The organism is Halorubrum ejinorense, assembly GCF_055389685.1.
The window spans coordinates 1,799,662-1,816,285 of the sequence record NZ_AP043777.1 but is presented as its reverse complement, the minus strand read 5'-3'; the positions used below and the strand labels follow the sequence as shown (position 1 = coordinate 1,816,285).

The window sequence follows — 16,624 nt, the reverse complement described above, 5'->3', positions numbered from 1 at the left end:
GCTCCGGCGGACGGTTACAGGGCGGTCCCGGACCGCGGCGCGTTCGCCCGATGTCCGCACGCTTTTACCCGGGGACGGGGATGGACCGGGTATGGAAGTGGGCATCGTGGCGCGAAAGGGCAGCGAGCGCGCGGCGTCGCTCGCGGCGACGCTCAGAGACGTCGTCGTCGACGCCGGCGAGGCCGTCTGGCTCGACGAGGAGACCGCCGCGGCGCTCGACGCCGGCGACGACGCGCGGTCGGTCAAGGCGTTCGACGACTGCGACCTCGTCGTGGCCGTCGGGGGCGACGGGACGTTCCTGTTCGTCGCGCGCAACGCCGGTGACACCCCCATCGTCGGGGTGAACCTCGGCGAGGTCGGCTTTCTCAACGCCGTCTCCCCGGCCGACGCCGCGACCGCCCTCCGTGCCGAAGTCCGAGCGTTCCGCGACTGCGGCCTCGACGTCCGCGAGGCGCCGCGCCTCACCGCCAGCGCCGGCGACTGGACCTCGACCCCGGCCGCGAACGAGATCGTCGTCCAGGGCGACCGCCGCGGCCCGGGCGGGGGGATCGACTACGAGGTGCGGGTCGACGGCGCCACGTACGGCGAGGGGCACGCAGACGGTGTCCTCGTCGCCACGCCGACGGGGTCGACCGCGTACAACCTCTCGGAGCGCGGGCCGCTCGTCCATCCCGCGGTCGACGGACTGGTCGTCAACGAGATGGTCGCCGACGAGGGGATGCCCCCGCTCGTCGTTGACACCGACGCGACCGTCACCGTCGCGGTCGAAAACGACGCGGGCGCCACCGTCGCCAGCGACGGGCGCGACACTGCCACGCTCGAGGGCCCGGTCGAGATCACGATCGAACGGACCGCGCCGCCGATACGGATCGCCGGGCCGCCGTCGGACTTCTTCGAGGCGCTCGGGAAGCTGTCGTGAGTCGGGCGTCGCGGATCGAGGACCCACAAAGCGTTTATCGAGCGACTGCGGACCCCAGAGCGTGAATCGGCGATCGACGCTCGGCGGGTACGCGGTCGCGGGCGTCGTCGTCGCCGCGGTGGCGACGCTCGCGCTCGCGGCCTCGCCGGAAGCGGCGCTCTCGCGGCTCCGCTGGCTCGCGACGGACCCCCTGCGGTTCGGGGTCGCCGTCGTCGCGCTCGCGGCCTTCAGGCCCCTTCTCGCGTGGCCGACGACGCTGCTCGCGGTCGCCGTCGGCTTCGGGTACGGCTGGGTCGGGACGCCGTTCGCGCTCGCGCTCGTCGTCGGCACGGCGGCCCTTCCGTACGCGCTCGCTCGCGCCGGACGGCTCCGGCTTCGAGGAGCGACGGAGGAGGGCGGGCGGTCCGGGATCGCCGGCCGGTTCTGTCGCGCCGGCGAACGCTTCGCGGCGGAGTCCGGCAGCGTGCGCGCCGTGGCCGGCACCCGCCTGTTGCCGCTCCCCTCCGACGCGGTGACCGTCGGCGCCGCGGCCGCCGGGGTTAGTACTCGTCCGTTCGCGATCGGGACGGCGATCGGTGAACTACCGTGGGTCGTCTGCGGCATCGCGGTCGGCGTGTCGCTGGATCGCCTCACCGCGGCCGGCGGCTCCCTCGTCGACCCGACCGTGATACTCGGCATGGCCGCGGTGGGGACGCTGGTGCTCGCCGGGCCGCTCTATCGGACGTTCGTTCGCCCCGACGCGACGGCGTCGCCCTGAAGCGGTGTCGCAAGCGGACCGGTAGGAGTGGGACGAAACCGAACTGAGAAAACGGAGACCGCCCGGAGCGTCGTCGCGCGGGCGATCGTGCGGGTCGTGTGCCTCTGACCCTCGACGCGGGGACCGACCGCGACGCTGCGCGCATTCCCCCGGTCCCCGAACCCCGGGGACCGAACCCAGCCCTAACCCCGAAGTCGCGATGCGACCGCTCGCCGCCAAGTACACCGGCGCGAGGATCCGAACGCGACCGCGACTCCAACGGGGGACCGGGAGACTACGTCGTCGTCAGGCGTCGTCGGAGCTGTTGGTGTCGCCTGACTCCTCGCCGGTCTCGTCGCTGTACTCGACCTCGATGCCGCTCGGGACCGGGCGGAGGAGGTATCGACCGTTCCCTCGAAGCACCGGCGCGAAGTCGGCGGTGAAGGTCGTCTGCGTGTTCTCGCGGATCTCGAACGGTTCGTTGAACATCAGCGGTGCGTTCCCCGGGAGGTCGACGGTCGCGTCGCTCCCGTCCGTGAGCGTCCCGTCGGCCGAGGAGACGTCGAGTTGGAGGTACGGGTAGTCGCCGGTCTCCAGTTCGCGCTCGTCGACCAGCTGCGTCTCTCCGTTCTGAAGCTGTACGAGGTCGGCCTCCTGCGACTCGTCGAACTCGAAGTACTCCCGACCGGCGGGAGCGTCCCCGCCGTCCGTCTCGTTGCCGTCGGTCTCGTTCATCTCCGCCTGGTCGTCGTCGGCTTCCCCGTCGTCGGACTCCTCGTCGGTTTCGGGCTCGGCGCCCTCGGGACCGAGCCAGAACCCCTCGATGGTGACGATAAGCGACTCGAAGTCGCCGATGTCGGCGGGCTGGTCGGTCACCCGCGTCGCGAGCGTCCCGGTCGCGCGACCGACGCAGCCGGCGAGTCCGACCGTCCCGAGCGCGGCGACGCCGGTCAGCTGAAGGTACTGACGGCGGTCGACCGCGGTGGCGTCGTCGGTCATGCGTCGTCACCGCCGTCGCCGTCAGTGGCGTTTTCGTCGGGCGCGTCGCCGCCGGCGACGTCGCTCACGGTCTCGCCGAGGTCGCTGACGTTGCCGGAGAGGAACTCGTTGACGCTATCCAAGATGCCACCGACGAAGTCGGGCACCTGTTCCGGCAGGTCGCTCGGCGGGCCGGCCTCCTGACCGCCCGGAGCGTCGTCGGGGCCGGGAGCGGCCGCCACGGCACCGGCGGCGGCGCCGGTTCCGATCAGTACCACCGCGGCGAGCGCCGCGGTCAGCGCGGTTCTGGTTGCGTTCATTGCGATTTCCACTCGGGGCGCGACCCACTTCAACACCCGACGCCGTTCACCCGGATTTGCCCCGATTTAACCGGGTTTAATCGGGGGACTGCGGCGGGTCGAAGGCGTGGACCGCGGACTGAGTGCTGACACATAAAACGCCCGCGGTTCGGCCGCTTCGGACGGGCTCGCGAGCGCGGCCGCGACCGCCGTCGCAGTCGCTCGTTGATCGGCCGCTCGCACCCGCGACAGGGAAGAGGAAAAGCTGGGTCGACCGCGGAAAGCGGAGAGGCGACCTACGGCTCCAGCCGGTTCGGGTCGCGCGGGAACATGATCGCCTCCTTGATGTTGTCGAGGCCGGCGACCTTCTGAACGAGGCGGTCGATACCGAGCCCGTAGCCGCCGTGCGGGGGCGTGCCGTAACTCAGCGCCTCGATGTAGAACTCGAAGTTAGCGGTCTCGACGCCCTCGGACTCCATCTCCTCGACCATGCGCTCGACGTCGTGTTCGCGCTGGCCGCCCGAGGAGAGCTCTTGGCCCTTGTAGATGAGGTCGAACTTCCGGGAGGCGATATCGTCGTCCGGCACGTCCTGCATGTAGTAGAACTTCTCGTCGGGGTAGCCGACGACGAAGAACGCGGGATGGCCCTGCTCCTCGAAGTGCTCGCCGAGCAGCTTCTCGCCTTTCGTGTCGAGGTCGGTCGGGTCGTCCGGGAAGTGACCGTACTCGGTCTCGAGGATGTCGAGGGCCTCGTCGAAGGTGATCCGCGGGAAGTCGTCCTCGGGGACTTCGAGGTCGACATCGAGCAAGTCGAGCTCGCGTTCGGCGTTCTCCGCGACCTCACGGAGCGCGTACCGCAGCGACTCCTCTTGGACGTCCATCACGTCGTCGTGGTCGTCGATGTACGCCAGCTCCACGTCGAACATCGCGATCTCGGAGACGTGTCGAGAGGTCGCGAAGTCCTCCGCGCGGAACGCCGTGCCGGTCTCGTAGACGGCCTCGTAGCCGGAGGCCATCAGCATCTGCTTGTACAGCTGCGGGCTCTGCGAGAGGAACGCGTCCTGGTTGTAGTAGAGGATGGGGAACAGTTCGGCACCGCCCTCGGCGCCGCCCTTCGAGATGAGCGGGGTCTTGATGTCGACGAACCCCTCGTCGTCGAACCACTCCTCCATCGCCGTGATGAGCTCCGACCGCAGCGTGAAGACGGCGAGCGTCTCCGGCTTCCGGAGGTCGAGCGCGCGGTTGTCGAGTCGGGTGGAGAGGTCGACCTCGATGTCCTTCGAGATCTCGAGCGGGAGCGGCGAGTCCGCCTCGTCGATGACCTCGTACTCGGTCGGCGCGATCTCGACGCCGCCGGGGGCCTGATCGCTTTCGAGCGGCTCGCCGACGACGCGGACGACGTCTTCCGCGCCGACATCTTGAACGGCCTCGAACAGCTCCGGCTCGCGCTCCTCCTTGAAAACGATCTGGATGAGGCCCTCGCGGTCGCGTACGATGAGGAAGACGAGGCCACCCAGGTCGCGGATCTCGTGGACGTGGCCGGCGATGGCGACCTCGTCCGCGTCCGGTTCGACGTCCGACGTGTGAATGCGCTCGATCATGGAGACGTGTGTTAGGACAAACTGGTCGGGCGGCCGGCATAGGCTTGTCGTCTCAGCGTCGGCGGAACCCGATGGTGTGGCCGTCTCGAACGCGTTCTCGGCCGACACCTGCTCGTTCGACTCGAGCGTGTCATGGTGTCTCGTGACGAGCATAATTTTAATACGAAATCCGCACACTGTCTCGTCAACGGCGCCCTCCGCGCCGCCGGAGACCCACGATGACCCGTTCCACCCGCTCGATGCTCGCGCGGTCCGCGAGCGTCGCGCCTCTCGGGTGGAACGGGATCGGCTACGGGACTCCGAACCCACGGTCCGTCCGCCCGACCGCGTGACGCGCGCGTCGGCTGGGGAGTTTCCCTGCGGGACGGACCAGACCCCCGTTCTCTCCAGCCGTCGCTGTCGGTCACGCGCCTCGAGCGACGACCGTGTCCCTCGCGAGCGCCGGCGGCGACCTCGTCGCCCCGCGCTCGGGGACGCGGACTCGCCGGCTCGCCGGCCGCAGCGGCCGGCCGAGCCGTGACGACGTCCGCGCCGCGTTCGATTCGCGGCGGGGGAGTATGGCAGCAGCCAACCACGTGCCGTCCGTCGAGGCGACGGTCTCCGTCCGCGTCTCGCAGGCGGCGACCGGCGACCTCGTCGCCGGCGCGAGAGCACAGATCGAGCGAATCGACGGCATCAGCGTCGAAGAACTAGAGATCGCCGGGCTCCAGCCCGGCCTCAACGACACAACGGTCGAGGCCGTCGCGACCCTCGCGGTCGACGAACAGGCCCGCGTCGCGGACGCGGCCGTCGACCCCGAGGCGGTGGCTCCGGAGCTGGTGGCCGACCGGCTCGCCGACGGTTTCGGCGTCGACCCCGAGCGCGTCGAGCGGGTCGACCCGCCCGACTGACCGGGCGACGGTGAGGGGCGAGCGAGTGCCCGTTGCGGCCAGTCACTCGTTCGTAAGCCCCTCCCACACGTCCGCTTCGGCCCGGCGGAGAACCTCGCGGATCGGGAGGCCCGTGGCCTCGGCGACGGCGGCCGCGTCGTCGTACTCCGCGCTGACGTCGTACAGGTCCCCGTCCGTCGTCGAGGCGACCTTCACGGCCACCTCGCGGTTCGCGCCGTCGATCCGGAGCGTCGCCGTCTCGAAGTCGCGCTCGGCGATCCAGCGGTGGCTCGCGCCCGACTGGCGCACGCCGAGCGTTCCGGTCTCGCGGGCGAGACGCTCGGCGACCGCCTCGGCGTCTGCCGGCTTACAGACCACCTTCACGAGGTGTCCGGGCCGGGACTTCTTCATCGTCGTCGGGACGACCGTCACGTCCCGCGCGCCGGCGCGTTTGAGGGTCTCTTGGAGCCCGCCGAGGACCTCGGGCGCGGCGTCGTCGAGGTTCGTTTCCAGCACGGCGATGTCGTCGTGGACGAGTCGGCCGTCGGCGGCGCCCGCACGGTCCCCCTCGTCTTCGGGGTCCCCCTGTCCGCCGTCGCCGACGAGCGCGCGGAGGACGTTCGGGTGACGGTCGAAGTCGGCGTCGCCAGCGCCGTAGCCCGCGGTCTCGACCGCGAGGTCCGGTACCGCGTCGACGCCGTCGGCGACCGCGCCGAGGATCGCCGCCCCGGTCGGCGTCAGGAGTTCGCGATCGATCGGGCCTCCGGCGATCCGGAATCCGCACCGGGTCGCTATCTCGGTCGTCGCCGGGGCCGGAACCGGATACGTTCCGTGGCTCATATCGACCGTTCCGCCGCCGGCGGCGACGGGCGTCGTGACCACGCGTTCGGAATCGAGGTCGGCGACCAACAGCGCCGCGCCGACCACGTCGGCGATCGCGTCGTCCGCGCCCACCTCGTGGAAGTGCGTCTCGTCGAGGTCGGTGCCGTGAACCGACGCCTCGGCGCGACCGAGCAGTTCGAAGGCGTCGAGCGCGGTCGACTCGACCGCGTCGGGGAGGCCCATCGACTCGACGAGGGCGACGACTTCGGGGTAGCTCCGGTGGACGCCGGCGCCCTCGGCCGCGACGTCTCCGTCGGCCGCGATGTCTCCGTCGGACGTGTCGTCGTGATCGCGTGCGCGAGCGTGGTCGTCCCCGTCTTCGTGCCCGTGGTCGTGACTGTGAGTGTGACCGTGACTGTGAGTGTGACCGTGCCCGGTGTCACCGCCGCCGTCGCGCTCCGACCCGGAGTCTGCCTCGTCGCCGCCGTCGACGAGGACGTCGACGGTCGTCGCGCGGATCCCGTTCTTCTCGGTCTCGCCGATCTCGTACCGGACGGGGAGGGCTTCGCGCACGGGGTCGAGGACCGCGGGGTCGGCACCGGCCGCGATCAGCGCGGCGCAGATCATGTCGCCGGCGGCCCCGGTCCGACCGTCGAAGACGAGCGTTCGCATGGCTCCCCCGAGGCGACTGCCGGACAAATACCTCCGGATCGGTGGCCAGGGTCGATACGAACGGGCCCCCCCGATCGACGGCGAATACGCACACTTACGACGGGGTTTTAAGACCAGACTCCGTACCGTGCTATATGATGGCACAGTCTTTCGCGGTCGCCGATCGCCCGGCGCGAACCGGCCGTCCCGATGCGGGCAACAGGCTTATTCCCGGACCGGATCCAGATACGACCATCCCCCGCGAGGAATCATGAACGAAGTTCAACTCGAAGTGGCGAAGGCGTACCCCAACGACTCGGGGCGCGGTATCGCCCGGCTCGACCCCGACACGCTCCTACACTTGAAGCTCTCGCCCGGCGACATCATCGAGATCGAGGGCGCGGAGACCACCGCCGCGAAGGTCTGGCGCGCCGACCGCCAGGACTGGAACACCGACACCGTCCGCGTCGACGGATTCACCCGACAGAACGCCGACGTCGGCATCGGCGAGCGGGTCACCATCCGGAAGGCGGAGGCCGAGAAGGCCGACAAGCTCGTCTTGGCCCCGCCCGAGGAGGCGTCGGTGCAGTTCGGTTCCGACGCCGCGGGCATGGTGAAACGCCAGATCCTCAAGCGGCCGGTCGTCGAGCGCGACATCGTGCCCGTGATGTCGTCGACGAACCACCCGTTCATGCGGTCGCCCGGACAGGCGATCCCGCTGATCGCGGTCGAGACGGAGCCCGACGGCGTCTGTCTCATCACCGAGGACACGGAGGTCGAACTGCGCGAGGAGCCGATCTCCGGCTTCGAGAAGACGGGCGGCGGAATCACGTACGAGGACATCGGCGGGCTCCAGTCGGAGATCCAGCGCGTCCGCGAGATGGTCGAGCTGCCGATGAAACACCCGCAGATCTTCTCGAAGCTCGGGATCGAGCCGCCGCAGGGCGTCCTGCTCCACGGGCCGCCGGGCACCGGGAAGACGCTGCTCGCGAAGGCCGTCGCCAACGAGACCTCGGCGTCGTTCTTCTCGATCGCCGGGCCGGAGATCATCTCGAAGTACTACGGCGAGTCCGAACAGCAGCTCCGCGAGATATTCGAGGACGCGAAAGAGGAGTCGCCCTCGATCATCTTCATCGACGAGTTGGACTCGATCGCGCCCAAGCGCGAAGACGTCACCGGCGAGGTCGAGCGACGCGTCGTCGCGCAGCTGCTGACGATGATGGACGGGCTGGAGACGCGCGGACAGGTGATCGTCATCGGGGCGACGAACCGCGTCGACAGCGTCGACCCCGCGCTCCGCCGTCCCGGTCGGTTCGACCGCGAGATCGAGATCGGCGTCCCCGACGAGGTGGGCCGCAAGGAGATACTCCAGATTCACACCCGCGGGATGCCGCTGTCGGACGACGTGAGCTTAGACCACCTCGCCGACGAGACGCACGGGTTCGTCGGCGCCGACATCGAGAGCCTCACGAAAGAGGCCGCGATGAAGGCGCTGCGCCGCTACCTCCCCGAGATCGATCTCGACGAGGAGGAGGTGCCACCGAGCCTGATCGACCGGATGATCGTCAAGCGCGACGACTTCTCGGGCGCGTTAAACGAGGTGGAGCCCTCGGCGATGCGGGAGGTGCTGGTCGAGCTGCCGAAGATATCGTGGGACAACGTCGGCGGGCTCGAAGAGGCCAAACAGCAGGTCCAAGAGTCCGTGGAGTGGCCGCTCACCTCCCCGGAGAAGTTCGACCGGATGGGGGTGGACGCGCCCAAGGGGGTGCTGCTGTACGGCCCGCCCGGCACCGGGAAGACCCTGATGGCGAAAGCCGTCGCCAACGAGACGAACGCGAACTTCATCTCGGTCCGCGGCCCGCAGCTGCTCTCGAAGTGGGTCGGCGAGTCCGAGAAAGCGATCCGGCAGACCTTCCGGAAGGCCCGCCAGGTCAGCCCGACGATCATCTTCTTCGACGAGCTCGACAGCCTCGCGCCGTCTCGGGGGCAGGAGATGGGGAACAACGTCTCCGAGCGCGTCGTCAACCAGCTGTTGACCGAGCTCGACGGGCTCGAGGACATGGGCGACGTGATGGTGATCGGCGCGACCAACCGGCCGGACATGATCGACCCCGCCCTGTTGCGCTCGGGCCGGTTCGACCGCCTGGTGATGATCGGCCAGCCCGACCAGGAGGGCCGCGAGCAGATCCTCGACATCCACACCGAGAACACGCCGCTCGCGCCCGACGTGAGCCTCCGCGAGATCGCCGAGATCACCGACGGCTACGTCGGCTCCGACCTCGAGGGGATCGCCCGCGAGGCCGCCATCGAGGCGCTCCGTGACGACGACGACGCCGAAGAGGTGGAGATGAAGCACTTCCGGCGCGCCATGGAGTCGGTGCGGCCGACGATAAACGACGACATCCTCGCGTACTACGAGGACGTCAGAGAGCAGTTCAAGGGCGGCGGCGGCGAGTCGCTTCGCGACACCGGCGGCCGGATCGGGTTCCAGTAGGCGCGGTCCCGCTCGGGGACAGCGGTCACCACGCACCCGGCTCGCGCTACCGACCGCTTTTGAGGGCGCGACCCGTACCGAGAATCGAGTATGCCAGACGATGTCACCGTCGACGTGGAGGTCGAGGTCGAGGTCGACCGGGACGAGCTAGAGATCGAACGCGAGGACGCCGAGGCGATCGAGGCGACCTACGAGGCGAACGGGATCGAGATCGAGGTGGAAGCGGAGGTCGAGGCCCACGGCGGCGACGAGGAAGCGGGCGCCGAGGCCGACGAGGAAGCGGGCGCCGAGGCCGACGAGGAAGCGGGCGCCGAGACAGACGAGGATGCTGACGCCGACGGCGCGAGCGGCGAGGCAGACACAGGAGACGACCCGAGCGCCGAGAACCCCGAGTGAGCGGGGTGACGCAGCGAGCAGTTCCGCGTCTTTTAACCACGCGAACGGCGTAAGGCGGGTATGTCTCAACCCCGCGTCCCCGGCGGCGACGAGAACGCGCTGGAGCTGCCCTGCGGGGAGACGGTCGGCGTCGGCGATCTGGACCTCGGGATGCGCGAGTACGACTGCGCCTGCGGCGAGACGCACGCGGTCGTGATGGACGTCCACCCGCCCGAGCGGTTCCTGCCGGACTTCCTGGTCGACGTGCTCAGGGAGGCGATCGACACGACCAGCGAGGAGATGCCCGAGTTCGACACGCCGCACCTGTTGGGCGTCGTGTTAGAGGAGTTCCCTGAGGCCGTCGTCGCGCACGACGCCAGCGAGAACGCCGACGTCGGGTACGCGATGGCGTGGGTGACCGACTTCGACTCTCGCCGCCTCCACGAGATCGTCGTCGAACTCGTCGTCGAACTGATGGAACACGCCGTGAGCCACGCCGACGACGACGAGGCGCTCTCGGCGTTCGAGCGGGAGATGGTCGAGTTCGACGTGACCGAGTTCGTCGAGCAGTACCGCGCCGAGCGCGACCTCGAAGCCGAGGACCCGTACGCGTAGGCGCGGTCGCGACCCGACTCGCGACTGCCGCCGATAGCCGGCCTGGCCCCCCGAACTCGGTCCGTGTCACTCCCTGTCAGACAGTCGTCCGACTCCTGTCTCACTGAACCCTATATATTCGGGGTGCGTACGTAAGACGTATGAGCGCCGGCGAATACGACCGGTACGACCGGCTCCGCGGCGTGCTCGCCGAGGCCGACGAGCCGTTGACGGCGCGAGAGATCCTCGGGCTCGTCGAGGAGTGCGAGGAGTGCGAAGCGATCGACAGCCCGCACCGGGTCGCGACGGTGTTAGGGCGCTGGGCCGAGCGCGGCGAGGTCGAGGTCATCGCGGACCAGCCGTACCGGTACCGACTCCGGACCTGACGGTCGGCTCGACGCACCGCCGAACTCCGAACTCTGTACGCGGTCAGCGGCGGGTGTGCGGTCGACCGATCCGGCGACGACGCGGCTTACTCTCGAGGGCGACGTTACGGCGTGACGATCAGGTCGAACCGGTAGGTCCCGTCCTCGTACTCGGCGACGACGTTCCGGAAGTCGACGCGATCGTCGTAGCTGTCTATCGGTTCGAGGTCGTCGGCGATGCCGAGCGCGTCGAGCACGGCGAGGAGCCCGTCCGAGGGCGGGGCGCCCTCCTCGTAGCGGCGCGGGTCCTCGGCGAGCGCGTCGTCCACGACGCCGCGGGCGGCGTCCGTGAGTCCGGACGCGTTCAGGTCGCGTTCGACGATCACGTCCCTCGTGTACTCGGTGAGCTCGCTGCGCGTGTCCGCGACTTTCTCGACGGAGTACGTCCACTCGGGGACGCGCACGGTCCGTCGTTCCGTGAACGGCCGGAAGTGCTCGTCGCTGTACTCGACGAACTCGAAGGGGGGCGCCGGAACGAGTTCGCTGGCCTCGACGTCTATCTCGTGGTGGAACTCGACGGTCTGTAGCTCGTCGAACTCGGGCGTGCCGAGGAAGCCGTCGCTGTCCGCGTACACCGCGTCGAGCGCCGCGTTCAGTACCCGCTCGTCCTGCGCAGAGAGATCGAACGGGGATCGTGCGACCCTCGCGTCGTCGGGCGGGCTCTCGTCGACCCGTTCGACGGCGAAGTGCCACCGCTCCCGTTCGAGGACCCGCTCGTCGGCGATACTGACCTCGTAGTAACTGCCGTCCCGGCTGAGGAACGTCGGTCGCGGTCGCGTCTCCTTTCCCCACCGGTCTCGGCCGACGAGCGGCCACTGTTTCACGGTCGTGCTGCCGGTCTCGAACAGCTCCGAGACGTGCGCCTCCTTGGTCTCGGTCGCGAAGTCGATCCGGGTCACGGCGCTGATCTCGCTCGGGTCGGGCCGTACGTACGGCCGCCCGACGGGCGAGAGGTCCGCCTCGTCGGCGATGAGCGCGTACGCCTCGAGGTTTCCGGAACTGAAGCACCCGGCGGTGGCGGCGGTGGCGGCGGTCGCGGCGGCGGCGCCGAGCAGATGGAGGGCGCGGCGGCGGGAACAGGGCATAGTCGCGTCGAAATGCCTCCGTTCTCGGTAAATTCCTTGTGGTGAACGCCTCGGACCGTCGGTTCGGTTCATCCGCGACAGTGACACGGATCACCGCCCACCGTGGTACGCTGTAGCTTGCGAAAATCGAAAAACTGCTGCGAGATTCGTACTCTACCGCCGACCTTATTACGATGAGCGTATTCCGTCCGCGTAATGAGCGAGGACCGGACGATTCTACTTATCGGGAGCGGACCGATTCAGATCGGACAGGCGGCCGAGTTCGACTACTCAGGCGCACAGGCGTGTCGGGCCCTTCAGGAGGAGGGCGCCCGCGTCGTCTTAGTGAATTCGAACCCCGCGACGATCATGACCGATCCCGAGACGGCCGACCGGGTGTACATCGAGCCGATCACCCCCGAGGCAATCGCGGAGGTTATCCGGATCGAAGAGCCCGACGGCGTCATCGCCGGACTCGGCGGACAGACAGGACTCAACGTCACCGCCGAACTCGCCGAGGAGGGAATCTTAGAGGAGCACGACGTCGAAGTGATGGGGACGCCGCTCGACACCATCTACGCGACGGAAGACCGCGACCTGTTCCGCCAGCGGATGGAGGGACTCGGCCAGCCCGTCCCGAAGTCGACCACCATCTCCTTAGACGAGGACGAGTCGGTCACCGACTTCGACGAGGAGGCCTTCCGCGGCCGCGTCCAGGAGGCGGTCGACTCGGTCGGCGGTCTCCCTGTCATCGCGCGGACGACGTACACCCTCGGCGGCTCCGGCTCGGGCGTCGTCGACGAGTTCGAGGAGCTCGTCGAGCGCGTCCGCAAGGGACTCCGGCTCTCGCGCAACAGCGAGGTGCTGATCACCGAGTCCATCGCGGGCTGGGTCGAGCTGGAGTACGAGGTGATGCGGGACGCCGACGACTCCTGTATCATCATCTGTAACATGGAGAACATCGACCCGATGGGGATCCACACCGGCGAGTCGACGGTCGTCACCCCGTCGCAGGTGATCCCCGACGACGGGCACCAGGAGATGCGCGACGCGGCGCTCGAAGTGATCCGCGACCTGGGCATTCAGGGCGGCTGTAACATCCAGTTCGCGTGGCACGACGACGGCACGCCGGGCGGCGAGTACCGCGTCGTCGAGGTGAACCCCCGCGTCTCCCGCTCCTCCGCGCTCGCCTCCAAGGCGACCGGCTACCCGATCGCCCGCGTCACCGCGAAGGTCGCGCTGGGCAAGCGCCTCCACGAGATAGACAACGAGATCACCGGCGAGACGACCGCCGCCTTCGAGCCCGCCATCGACTACGTGGTGACGAAGGTGCCGCGGTGGCCGATCGACAAGTTCGACGACGTCGACTTCGAGCTCGGGACGGCGATGAAGTCCACCGGCGAGGCGATGTCGATCGGTCGGAACTTCGAGGAGAGCCTGCTGAAGTCGCTCCGTTCCTCCGAGTACGACCCGGCCGTCGACTGGGAGGCGGTCGACGACGACACCCTCGAGACCGAGTACCTCGAGCGCCCCTCCCCCGACCGCCCGTACGCGACCTTCGAGGCGTTCGACCGCGGCTACACCGTCGAGGACATCGAGGAACTGACGGGGATCAAGCCGTGGTACCTCGAACGGTTCAAGCGGGTCAGCGACTCCGCGCAGGCCGCGCAGGACGGCGAGTTCACGCAGGCGGCCACCGCGGGTCACACGAACGCGGAGATAGCCGCGCTCGCCGGCGGCGAGGTCGACGTCGGCGCGGTCGAGCAGGACGTTCCCGGCCGCTCGTACAAGCAGGTCGACACCTGCGCCGGCGAGTTCGCCGCCGAGACGCCCTACTACTACTCGGCCCGCCAGTCGGAGTTCGAGCGCGGGCCGCTCAAGGGCGACGCCGCGGCCGGCGAACTGGTCGTCGACAAGAGCGTCGACAGCGTGGTCGTCGTCGGGGGCGGTCCGATCCGGATCGGGCAGGGCGTCGAGTTCGACTACTGCTCGGTCCACGCGATCCAAGCGCTCCGCGAGCTCGGCATCGAGGCCCACGTCGTCAACAACAACCCCGAGACCGTCTCGACGGACTACGACACCTCCGACGGGCTGTTCTTCGACCCGATCACCGCCGAGGAGGTCGCCGACGTGGCCGAGGCGACCGGCGCCGACGGCGTGATGGTCCAGTTCGGCGGGCAGACCTCGGTGAACATCGGCGAACCGCTCGAGGCGGAGCTCGAACGCCGCGGGCTCGACTGCGAAATCATGGGGACGAGCGTCGAGGCGATGGACCTCGCGGAGGACCGCGACCGGTTCAACGTCCTGATGGACGAGATGGGGATCGCCCAGCCCGAGGGCGGCACCGCGACGAGCGAGGCCGAGGCGCTCGAACTCGCTCACGGGATCGGCTACCCGGTCCTCGTGCGGCCTTCGTACGTCCTCGGCGGGCGCGCGATGCGGGTCGTCGAGGACGACGCCGAGCTCGAAGAGTACATCGAGGAGGCGGTCCGCGTCTCGCCCGACAAGCCGATCTTAGTCGACCAGTTCCTCGACGACGCGGTCGAACTGGACGTCGACGCGGTCGCCGACGGCGAGGACGTACTGTTGGGCGGCGTGATGGAACACGTCGAGAGCGCCGGCGTCCACTCCGGCGACTCGGCGTGTATGATCCCGCCGCGCTCGCTCGACGACGAGACGCTGGGCCGGGTGCGGGAGGTCACGGAGGACATCGCCCGCGCGCTCGACACGGTCGGCCTGCTCAACGTCCAACTCGCGGTGACCGGGGTCGACGACCCCGAGGCGGAAAGCGAGGTGTTCGTGTTAGAGGCGAATCCGCGCTCCTCGCGGACGGTCCCGTTCGTCTCGAAGGCGACGGGCGTCCCGATCGCGAAGCTCGCCGCGAAGGTGATGACCGACGACCTCACGCTCGCCGACCTCGACGTCGACGAGCAGATTCCCGAACACCGCAGCGTGAAGGAGGTCGTCCTCCCGTTCGACCGCCTCCCGGGCTCGGACCCGCGGCTCGGCCCGGAGATGAAGTCGACCGGCGAAGTGATGGGCACGGCCACCTCCTTCGGCAAGGCGTACGACAAGGCGCAGGACTCGACGGGCAAGCCGATCCCGGAGTCCGGCACCGCCGTCGTCGACCTCTCCGCCGAGGAGTTCCCGGACCCGGACACCGAGGCGGGCGAGGCGCTCGTCGCGGGGTACGCCGAGCACTTCGAACTGAGCGAGGCGACGGACCTCATCGAGGCTGCCAAGCGCGGTGAACTCGATCTCATCGTCTCGCGCCAGCGCGACCTCCTCGAAGTCGCGGTCGAAGAGGAGATCACCTACTTCTCGACGCACGCGTCGGCCAAGGCGGCGCTGGAGGCGCTCGACCACGCGGGCGACGACCTCGACGTGATGGCGGTCTCCGACCGCCCGAAGCGCGTCGAGGACTGGGGCGCGAGCGAGTGAGCGTCGGGCGGAGGCGACACCTCCGCCGTCGTTTCCGAGGGGAACGCACAAGCCGCCCGCCCGCCTCCGAGTCGGTATGAACGTCGACGTGCTGGTGTACGACGGGTTCGACGAACTGGACGGGATCGGCCCCTACGAGGTGTTCGACTACGCGCTCGAGTACGCCGCCGACGGTGAGGACCGCGCCGGGCGCGTCCGGTACGTCACGCTCGACGACCGGGACGCGGTGACCGCGAGTCACGGGACCCGGATCGGCGTCGACGGGACGCTTTCGGACCCCGAGGCCGACGACGCACCGGACCTGCTGGTCGTCCCCGGCGGCGGCTGGAGCGCGCGTGACGAGGAGGCGAGCGCGTGGGCGGAAGCGCAGAAGGGCGACGTGCCCCGCGCGCTCGCCGCGCACCACGCGTCGGGCACCCGGATCGCCTCGGTGTGTACCGGCTCGATGCTGCTCGCCGAGGCGGGCGTCACCGACGGCCGCCGCGCCGTCACACACGCGTCCGCGGTCGAGGAGCTACGGGAGTCCGGCGCGCGAGTCGTCGACGCGCGCGTCGTCGACGACGGCGACTTGCTTACCGCCGGCGGCGTCACTTCCGGCATCGATCTGGCGCTGTACGCGGTCGAGCGCGAGTTCGGCGCAGCGGTCGCCGACCGCGTCGCGACCGTCATCGAGTACGAGCGACGGTACGAGGTCGCGGCGGCGGAGGACGCGGAAGCGATCGACACGGCAGCGACCGATCCGACCGAGTGAAACGGTCGGAGAGACGCCGCCGGTCCGCGAAAGCGCTCAGTCGTCGTCGCCGTCGTCCGGGAGCGGCGCGGCGTCGTCGCCGCCCGCCTCGCTGCGCGTGGTCTCGCCGTCGGCGTCGACGGTGATCACGGTACAGTCGAGCTCTCCGCGGAGGAACGAGTCGATGTCGGGGTCGGAGAGGAGCTTCTGGACCATCCGCCGCCAGCGGCCGGCCTGTTTCGAGCCGATGACGACGACGTCGGCCCCCTCGGCGACGACTTCCTCCAGTATCGTTTCCTCGACGAGGAAGCCGCGGCGGACGACGTAGCGCGCGCGGTCGAGTCGGCCGATGCGCTCCTCGACCGCGCGCTTGAGGTCGCTGCGCGAGACGCCCCCCGAGCGCTGGTACAGATCGACGTGGAGGATCGTGAGGTCGGCGTCGCGCTCCTCGGCGACGCGAGCCGCCTCTCGGAGCGTCGCCGCCGAGTGCGACGAGGGGGGAAACCGGACCGGCACCACGACGAGGGTCATGTCGAACCGATGAGAGCCGGGGCGTAAATACGCTGTCGGTGCGGGCGTCGCGGGTGCCGACTCCCGACCCGGTCGACGGCGCGTCTCACCCCGCT

15 protein-coding genes are annotated in these 16,624 nt (G+C 69.4%); 9 read left to right on the top strand and 6 right to left on the bottom strand.

Annotated elements, in window-relative coordinates; genetic code table 11:
- The first annotated feature begins 91 nt into the window (after positions 1-91).
- Positions 92-919: an NAD(+)/NADH kinase gene (locus ACZ5KW_RS10440; protein WP_343777848.1), complete on the top strand. Its 828-nt coding sequence runs from the start codon at positions 92-94 to the stop codon at positions 917-919.
- A 61-nt stretch (positions 920-980) separates the two neighbouring features.
- Positions 981-1,676 (top strand): VTT domain-containing protein, encoded by a 696-nt coding sequence (locus ACZ5KW_RS10435; protein WP_343777846.1) that lies wholly within the window; start codon positions 981-983, stop codon positions 1,674-1,676.
- A gap of 285 nt (positions 1,677-1,961) precedes the next feature.
- Here ACZ5KW_RS10435 and ACZ5KW_RS10430 read toward each other — a convergent pair whose 3' ends face one another.
- The 3 genes from ACZ5KW_RS10430 to aspS all read right to left on the bottom strand — a co-directional run bounded on the left by ACZ5KW_RS10430 (position 1,962) and on the right by aspS (position 4,533).
- Positions 1,962-2,654, bottom strand: a complete 693-nt coding sequence (locus ACZ5KW_RS10430; RefSeq protein ID WP_343777844.1) for a DUF4382 domain-containing protein — start codon at positions 2,652-2,654, stop codon at positions 1,962-1,964.
- Entirely contained in the window at positions 2,651-2,953 is a 303-nt protein-coding gene (locus ACZ5KW_RS10425; protein ID WP_343777842.1) for a hypothetical protein, read from the bottom strand. Before ACZ5KW_RS10425 ends, ACZ5KW_RS10430 begins: the two co-directional genes overlap by 4 nt.
- Positions 2,954-3,228: 275 nt before the next feature.
- Positions 3,229-4,533, bottom strand: a complete 1,305-nt coding sequence (gene aspS / locus ACZ5KW_RS10420; RefSeq protein ID WP_343777840.1) for an aspartate--tRNA(Asn) ligase — start codon at positions 4,531-4,533, stop codon at positions 3,229-3,231.
- Between the two features lie 557 nt (positions 4,534-5,090).
- Here aspS and ACZ5KW_RS10415 point away from each other — a divergent pair.
- Entirely contained in the window at positions 5,091-5,423 is a 333-nt protein-coding gene (locus ACZ5KW_RS10415) for a hypothetical protein (RefSeq protein WP_343777839.1), read from the top strand.
- Positions 5,424-5,465: 42 nt separating this feature from the next.
- Here ACZ5KW_RS10415 and larC read toward each other — a convergent pair whose 3' ends face one another.
- On the bottom strand, positions 5,466-6,896 hold the full coding sequence (gene larC, locus ACZ5KW_RS10410) for a nickel pincer cofactor biosynthesis protein LarC (protein WP_343777837.1): 1,431 nt from the start codon (positions 6,894-6,896) through the stop codon (positions 5,466-5,468).
- Between the two features lie 250 nt (positions 6,897-7,146).
- On the opposite strand from larC, the gene ACZ5KW_RS10405 reads away from it, so the two are divergent.
- The 4 genes from ACZ5KW_RS10405 (at position 7,147) to ACZ5KW_RS10390 (ending at position 10,724) form a co-directional block, all read left to right on the top strand.
- Positions 7,147-9,369, top strand: coding sequence for a CDC48 family AAA ATPase (locus ACZ5KW_RS10405; protein WP_343777835.1), 2,223 nt, complete (start codon positions 7,147-7,149; stop codon positions 9,367-9,369).
- A gap of 90 nt (positions 9,370-9,459) precedes the next feature.
- Positions 9,460-9,765 carry a hypothetical protein gene (locus tag ACZ5KW_RS10400; RefSeq protein WP_343777834.1) on the top strand — a complete coding sequence of 102 codons (306 nt, stop codon included), beginning with the start codon at positions 9,460-9,462 and terminating at the stop codon, positions 9,763-9,765.
- Between the two features lie 60 nt (positions 9,766-9,825).
- Entirely contained in the window at positions 9,826-10,359 is a 534-nt protein-coding gene (locus tag ACZ5KW_RS10395; protein ID WP_343777832.1) for a DUF5815 family protein, read from the top strand.
- Positions 10,360-10,499: 140 nt separating this feature from the next.
- Positions 10,500-10,724, top strand: coding sequence for a hypothetical protein (locus tag ACZ5KW_RS10390; protein ID WP_343777831.1), 225 nt, complete (start codon positions 10,500-10,502; stop codon positions 10,722-10,724).
- 104 nt (positions 10,725-10,828) lie between these two features.
- Here ACZ5KW_RS10390 and ACZ5KW_RS10385 read toward each other — a convergent pair whose 3' ends face one another.
- Positions 10,829-11,848 carry a hypothetical protein gene (locus tag ACZ5KW_RS10385; RefSeq protein WP_343777829.1) on the bottom strand — a complete coding sequence of 340 codons (1,020 nt, stop codon included), beginning with the start codon at positions 11,846-11,848 and terminating at the stop codon, positions 10,829-10,831.
- A 195-nt stretch (positions 11,849-12,043) separates the two neighbouring features.
- Between ACZ5KW_RS10385 and carB the strand changes: the two genes are divergently transcribed.
- A complete protein-coding gene (gene carB, locus ACZ5KW_RS10380; RefSeq protein ID WP_343777827.1) occupies positions 12,044-15,268 on the top strand; it encodes a carbamoyl-phosphate synthase large subunit in 3,225 nt (1,074 codons plus the stop codon).
- Positions 15,269-15,344: 76 nt separating this feature from the next.
- Positions 15,345-16,019: a DJ-1/PfpI family protein gene (locus ACZ5KW_RS10375; protein WP_343777826.1), complete on the top strand. Its 675-nt coding sequence runs from the start codon at positions 15,345-15,347 to the stop codon at positions 16,017-16,019.
- Between the two features lie 36 nt (positions 16,020-16,055).
- Here ACZ5KW_RS10375 and ACZ5KW_RS10370 read toward each other — a convergent pair whose 3' ends face one another.
- Positions 16,056-16,529: a universal stress protein gene (locus tag ACZ5KW_RS10370; RefSeq protein ID WP_343777824.1), complete on the bottom strand. Its 474-nt coding sequence runs from the start codon at positions 16,527-16,529 to the stop codon at positions 16,056-16,058.
- Positions 16,530-16,624 lie beyond the last annotated feature (95 nt).

Bases quoted from the DNA above. Each gene is read 5' to 3' on its own strand.
- ACZ5KW_RS10415 (WP_343777839.1), top strand. From the start codon at position 5,091: ATGGCAGCAGCCAACCACGTGCCGTCCGTCGAGGCGACGGTCTCCGTC.
- ACZ5KW_RS10425 (WP_343777842.1), bottom strand. From the start codon at position 2,953: ATGAACGCAACCAGAACCGCGCTGACCGCGGCGCTCGCCGCGGTGGTA.
- ACZ5KW_RS10390 (WP_343777831.1), top strand. From the start codon at position 10,500: ATGAGCGCCGGCGAATACGACCGGTACGACCGGCTCCGCGGCGTGCTC.
- aspS (WP_343777840.1), bottom strand. From the start codon at position 4,533: ATGATCGAGCGCATTCACACGTCGGACGTCGAACCGGACGCGGACGAG.
- ACZ5KW_RS10370 (WP_343777824.1), bottom strand. From the start codon at position 16,529: ATGACCCTCGTCGTGGTGCCGGTCCGGTTTCCCCCCTCGTCGCACTCG.
- carB (WP_343777827.1), top strand. From the start codon at position 12,044: ATGAGCGAGGACCGGACGATTCTACTTATCGGGAGCGGACCGATTCAG.
- ACZ5KW_RS10405 (WP_343777835.1), top strand. From the start codon at position 7,147: ATGAACGAAGTTCAACTCGAAGTGGCGAAGGCGTACCCCAACGACTCG.
- ACZ5KW_RS10395 (WP_343777832.1), top strand. From the start codon at position 9,826: ATGTCTCAACCCCGCGTCCCCGGCGGCGACGAGAACGCGCTGGAGCTG.
- larC (WP_343777837.1), bottom strand. From the start codon at position 6,896: ATGCGAACGCTCGTCTTCGACGGTCGGACCGGGGCCGCCGGCGACATG.
- ACZ5KW_RS10430 (WP_343777844.1), bottom strand. From the start codon at position 2,654: ATGACCGACGACGCCACCGCGGTCGACCGCCGTCAGTACCTTCAGCTG.
- ACZ5KW_RS10400 (WP_343777834.1), top strand. From the start codon at position 9,460: ATGCCAGACGATGTCACCGTCGACGTGGAGGTCGAGGTCGAGGTCGAC.
- ACZ5KW_RS10385 (WP_343777829.1), bottom strand. From the start codon at position 11,848: ATGCCCTGTTCCCGCCGCCGCGCCCTCCATCTGCTCGGCGCCGCCGCC.
- ACZ5KW_RS10440 (WP_343777848.1), top strand. From the start codon at position 92: ATGGAAGTGGGCATCGTGGCGCGAAAGGGCAGCGAGCGCGCGGCGTCG.
- ACZ5KW_RS10375 (WP_343777826.1), top strand. From the start codon at position 15,345: ATGAACGTCGACGTGCTGGTGTACGACGGGTTCGACGAACTGGACGGG.